The organism is Arsenophonus sp. ENCA, assembly GCF_002287155.1.
GTDB lineage: Bacteria > Pseudomonadota > Gammaproteobacteria > Enterobacterales > Enterobacteriaceae > Arsenophonus > Arsenophonus nilaparvatae.
The window spans coordinates 1-3,808 of the sequence record NZ_NHNG01000198.1; the positions used below are offsets into that span (position 1 = coordinate 1).

At 36.1% G+C, this 3,808-nt stretch carries 2 protein-coding genes and 3 pseudogenes; 3 read left to right on the forward strand and 2 right to left on the reverse strand.

Annotation, left to right across the window (positions count from 1 at the left end; translation table 11 throughout):
- Positions 1-208: pseudogene (locus tag CBG25_RS05050) on the reverse strand (hypothetical protein); the annotation flags it as partial.
- Between the two features lie 6 nt (positions 209-214).
- Between CBG25_RS05050 and sthA the strand changes: the two are divergent.
- Positions 215-1,576 carry a Si-specific NAD(P)(+) transhydrogenase gene (sthA, locus tag CBG25_RS05055; RefSeq protein WP_290605010.1) on the forward strand — a complete coding sequence of 454 codons (1,362 nt, stop codon included), beginning with the start codon at positions 215-217 and terminating at the stop codon, positions 1,574-1,576.
- A gap of 43 nt (positions 1,577-1,619) precedes the next feature.
- Here sthA and oxyR read toward each other — a convergent pair whose 3' ends face one another.
- Positions 1,620-2,522, reverse strand: coding sequence for a DNA-binding transcriptional regulator OxyR (gene oxyR, locus CBG25_RS05060; RefSeq protein ID WP_290605012.1), 903 nt, complete (start codon positions 2,520-2,522; stop codon positions 1,620-1,622).
- A gap of 820 nt (positions 2,523-3,342) precedes the next feature.
- On the opposite strand from oxyR, the pseudogene CBG25_RS05065 reads away from it, so the two are divergent.
- Positions 3,343-3,543, forward strand: a pseudogene (locus CBG25_RS05065) (acetylornithine deacetylase); the annotation flags it as partial.
- A 68-nt stretch (positions 3,544-3,611) separates the two neighbouring features.
- Positions 3,612-3,808 (forward strand): annotated as a pseudogene (locus CBG25_RS05070) (hypothetical protein); the annotation flags it as partial.

The window sequence follows — 3,808 nt, forward strand, 5'->3', positions numbered from 1 at the left end:
CATCCAAAATCTCTGTGACAATAAATGCCCTACGTTCACCAATTTGCTTGAGATAATCGCAAAGGGAAACAGAACCCTCCAAGATAGGTAGATTTTGCGCTTTGACAAACTTACGTTTGGTGTGAGAAGGCGATTCCAGTTTGCGAGTAAATACGGTCATAAAAGATCTGCGTTTAAAACGAATAAAGCAAATTTTAATCGATAACATGAGCTTTTGCGACAGCCTCGAGAAGGTGCAGCAATGGGGTTGGTAAAACAAGGGAAAAAAGTCGCAGTCATTGAACGTTATAATAAAATTGGTGGTGGTTGTACTCACTGGGGAACCATTCCTTCTAAAGCGCTTCGGCATGCTGTCAGCCGAATTATCGAATTTAATCAAAATCCATTATATAGCGATAAATCCCGGCTTTTACGCTCTTCTTTCTCCGACATTCTTAAACAAGCCGAGACCGTAATTAATCAACAAACACATATGCGGCAAGGATTTTACGAACAAAATGGTTGCAAAATGTTTGCCGGTGAAGCCTCTTTCATTGACCAACATACTTTAAAAGTTCTTTATAATGATGGTACCTGCGATACTCTATCTGCTGAAAAAATCATTATCGCAACCGGCTCTCGTCCATATTGTCCACCCGATGTCAATTTTCAGCATTCACGCATTTACAATAGCGATTCAATTTTAACTCTAAATCATGAACCCCACCATGTTATTATTTATGGTGCAGGGGTAATTGGCTGTGAATATGCTTCAATTTTTAGAGGGTTAGGGGTAAAAGTTGATCTTATTAATACCCGTGATCACCTTCTATCGTTTTTAGACCAAGAAATGTCAGACGCTTTATCATACCATTTTTGGAATAATGGTGTTGTTATTCGCCATAATGAAGAATATGAAAAAATCGAAGGAACAGATGATGGCGTAATTATTCATCTGAAGTCAGGTAAAAAGGTTAAAGCCGATTGTCTATTATATGCTAATGGCCGTACGGGAAATACCGATAATCTAAATTTAGAAAATATCGCTATTCCTATTGATAATCGAGGTTTGATTAAAGTTGATGCTACCTATCGTACTCATAATAAAAATATCTATGCGGTCGGCGATGTTATTGGCTATCCCAGTTTAGCTTCAGCCGCTTATGATCAAGGTCGTCTCGCTGCTCGCGCGATAACAACGGGCCACAGCGATACCCATTTAATTGAGGATATTCCTACCGGGATCTACACCATTCCAGAAATCAGTTCTGTCGGTAAAACAGAACAACAATTGACTGCCATGAAAATTCCTTATGAAGTCGGGCGTGCTCAATTTAAACATTTAGCCAGAGTACAAATTGCCGGGATGAATGTAGGCAGTTTAAAGATCCTATTTCATCGCGAAACATTGAAAATTCTAGGTATTCACTGCTTCGGTGAGCGTGCAGCAGAAATTATTCATATTGGCCAGGCAATTATGGAACAAAAAGGTGAAGGTAATACTATTGAATATTTTGTTAATACTACCTTCAATTATCCAACTATGGCAGAAGCATTTCGGGTTGCTGCACTGAATGGGTTAAACCGTCTGTTTTAACCCAATAAAGCTCAATACTACAATATTAGTAGTAAGTAAACAATTAATTTTTACTATAGTATCGATACATTTGTTTACGAATTGCCTCAGCAAACTGCTCATGACAACTTCTAAGCGGTGAGCCAGGACGGTAAATTAAAACAACCGAACGTGAAGGAACAGGGTTAATACAATCAAGATAATAAACACCATCACGTTTTATCTCTTTCGGTACAGATAAATCTGGCAATAGTGTTATACCACTTCCTGCTGCCACCATGTTACGTAATGTCTCTAAACTGGTGGCACGAAAGTGGGTATCATCTTTTGCCCCAACCTGAAAACAATATCCCATCGCTTGATCACGTAAACAGTGTCCATCTTCCAACATAAGTAATTTCTGTCCAACAAGTTCACGCATTTCAATTTCCTTACGATTAAACCATGGATGTCCTTCATAAATAGCTAATCGCATAGGTTCCTCATACAGAGGAATTTCAATAAAAGCTTCGGTCTCCTTTACTTGCGCTAATATTGCACAATCTAGTTTGCCATTATTTAATTGCGCTAACAGATGGTGTGTTTGTGCTTCATGTAAATACATCTCCAATTTAGGAAATAAACGGTGTAATTCTGGAATGATGTGAGGTAAAAGATAAGGACCGATAGTAGGAATTAATCCTATGTGTAACGGGCCTGACATGCTTTCACCTTGTAAGGAAGCCATTTCCTGCAGTATTTTAACTTCTCGCAATACTGTTCTGGCTTGTTCAACTAATAATAACCCCTGCTGAGTAAACAGAACCTTGCGGCTTGTCCGCTCTAATAACATAACACCTAAATCGTATTCCAATTTACGAATTTGACCGCTGAGGGTCGGTTGACTAACATGGCAGGCATCTGCAGCACGCCGAAAATGTTTATGCTCAGCTAATGCAACAAGGTACTCCAAATCACGAATATTCATGCCTACTCCTTCCCTAAATACAAATTTGATAGAATCAACCTATCTATTCATCATAATGGATCCAGTTTTCCTATCAACGAAAAAATTCAGCAAAAAAATTTATCTTCATAATTCATAGACAAAAACGAATAAATTAAACGCTTTCGCGGTGAGTTGTTTAGCGCCAATAACTGATTCTACTAAGCAGCTAATATTTCACAACTAAGTTGCGACCATAAATCAATGCTTCAACATTCTATTTATTGAAATTCAGATTCACTAAGCATCGATTGAACACATCACCAATAAAGACTTCACTAAACTTTTATGAACAAATTAATGGTCATTGCTGAATTTAAATCGATATATTGAAATAATTATTTTATCAATAATATTATTATGTTAAAGCAAATATTTTTTAATTCTTAAATAAAATCTTTATATCGAAATATATTAATCGACGATCCTATACGCCATTAATTTTCCTTTATCCTGTATATATTGTTGTTATCAATTAAAAGGAAAAATTAGTATCATCAACCCTCTCATTAATAAATCTTGTACACTGAACTAACATTAATTGTTGTATTTTTATTTAATGAAATGCATTAGTACACGAGTTTCGCACAGGCATATAAAATTCTAAAAATGGCTTAAAAGCAATGATTAATCTGCAAGTTACTAAAAAACATAAATTTTCTTAAATTACAATAAGTTGTATTTGATTTATAAGGTTTTGACTATTTATATATCATGCTGAATTAAACTTAAAAATAGAGCGTTTTTTTATTGGTGCGAAACTCGTGTAGTAGTGAAAATTTAGTCATTAAGGCTGACAACAGTGAAAAGCAAACTGCCCCCATTTGTTGAGTTATACCGTCAATTAGTTGCCATACCATCAATTAGTTCTGTCGATGCAAGACGTGATCTAAGTAATGAAACATTAATTAATCTACTGGCAGAATGGCTTACGACGCTAGGTGGTAAAATAACCATTCAACCTGTACCAGATAGCCGCCATAAATTCAATTTACTGGCTACCACGAGTTTCGCAGTCTCTAAAAAAGAAGTATAAATTTAAAAACAAGAAAAAATCAGGATGTTCATATTTTGTCCGGTTATCCATGCATTAAAGATATCTATAAAATATTCTTGCAAGTAAGCAGTGTAAGATACTCTTGTTTGGCGTTATCAGAAGTCAGCCCATCGCCTTTATCTCATGACACGGTTAGCCGATGGTTAAAAAGTAGATGTTTCCGCCCTAAAGACCTATGGCGATTAGTTGAACCTTCTATAGACAAAAAAAG

Bases quoted from the DNA above. Each gene is read 5' to 3' on its own strand.
- oxyR (WP_290605012.1), bottom strand. From the start codon at position 2,522: ATGAATATTCGTGATTTGGAGTACCTTGTTGCATTAGCTGAGCATAAA.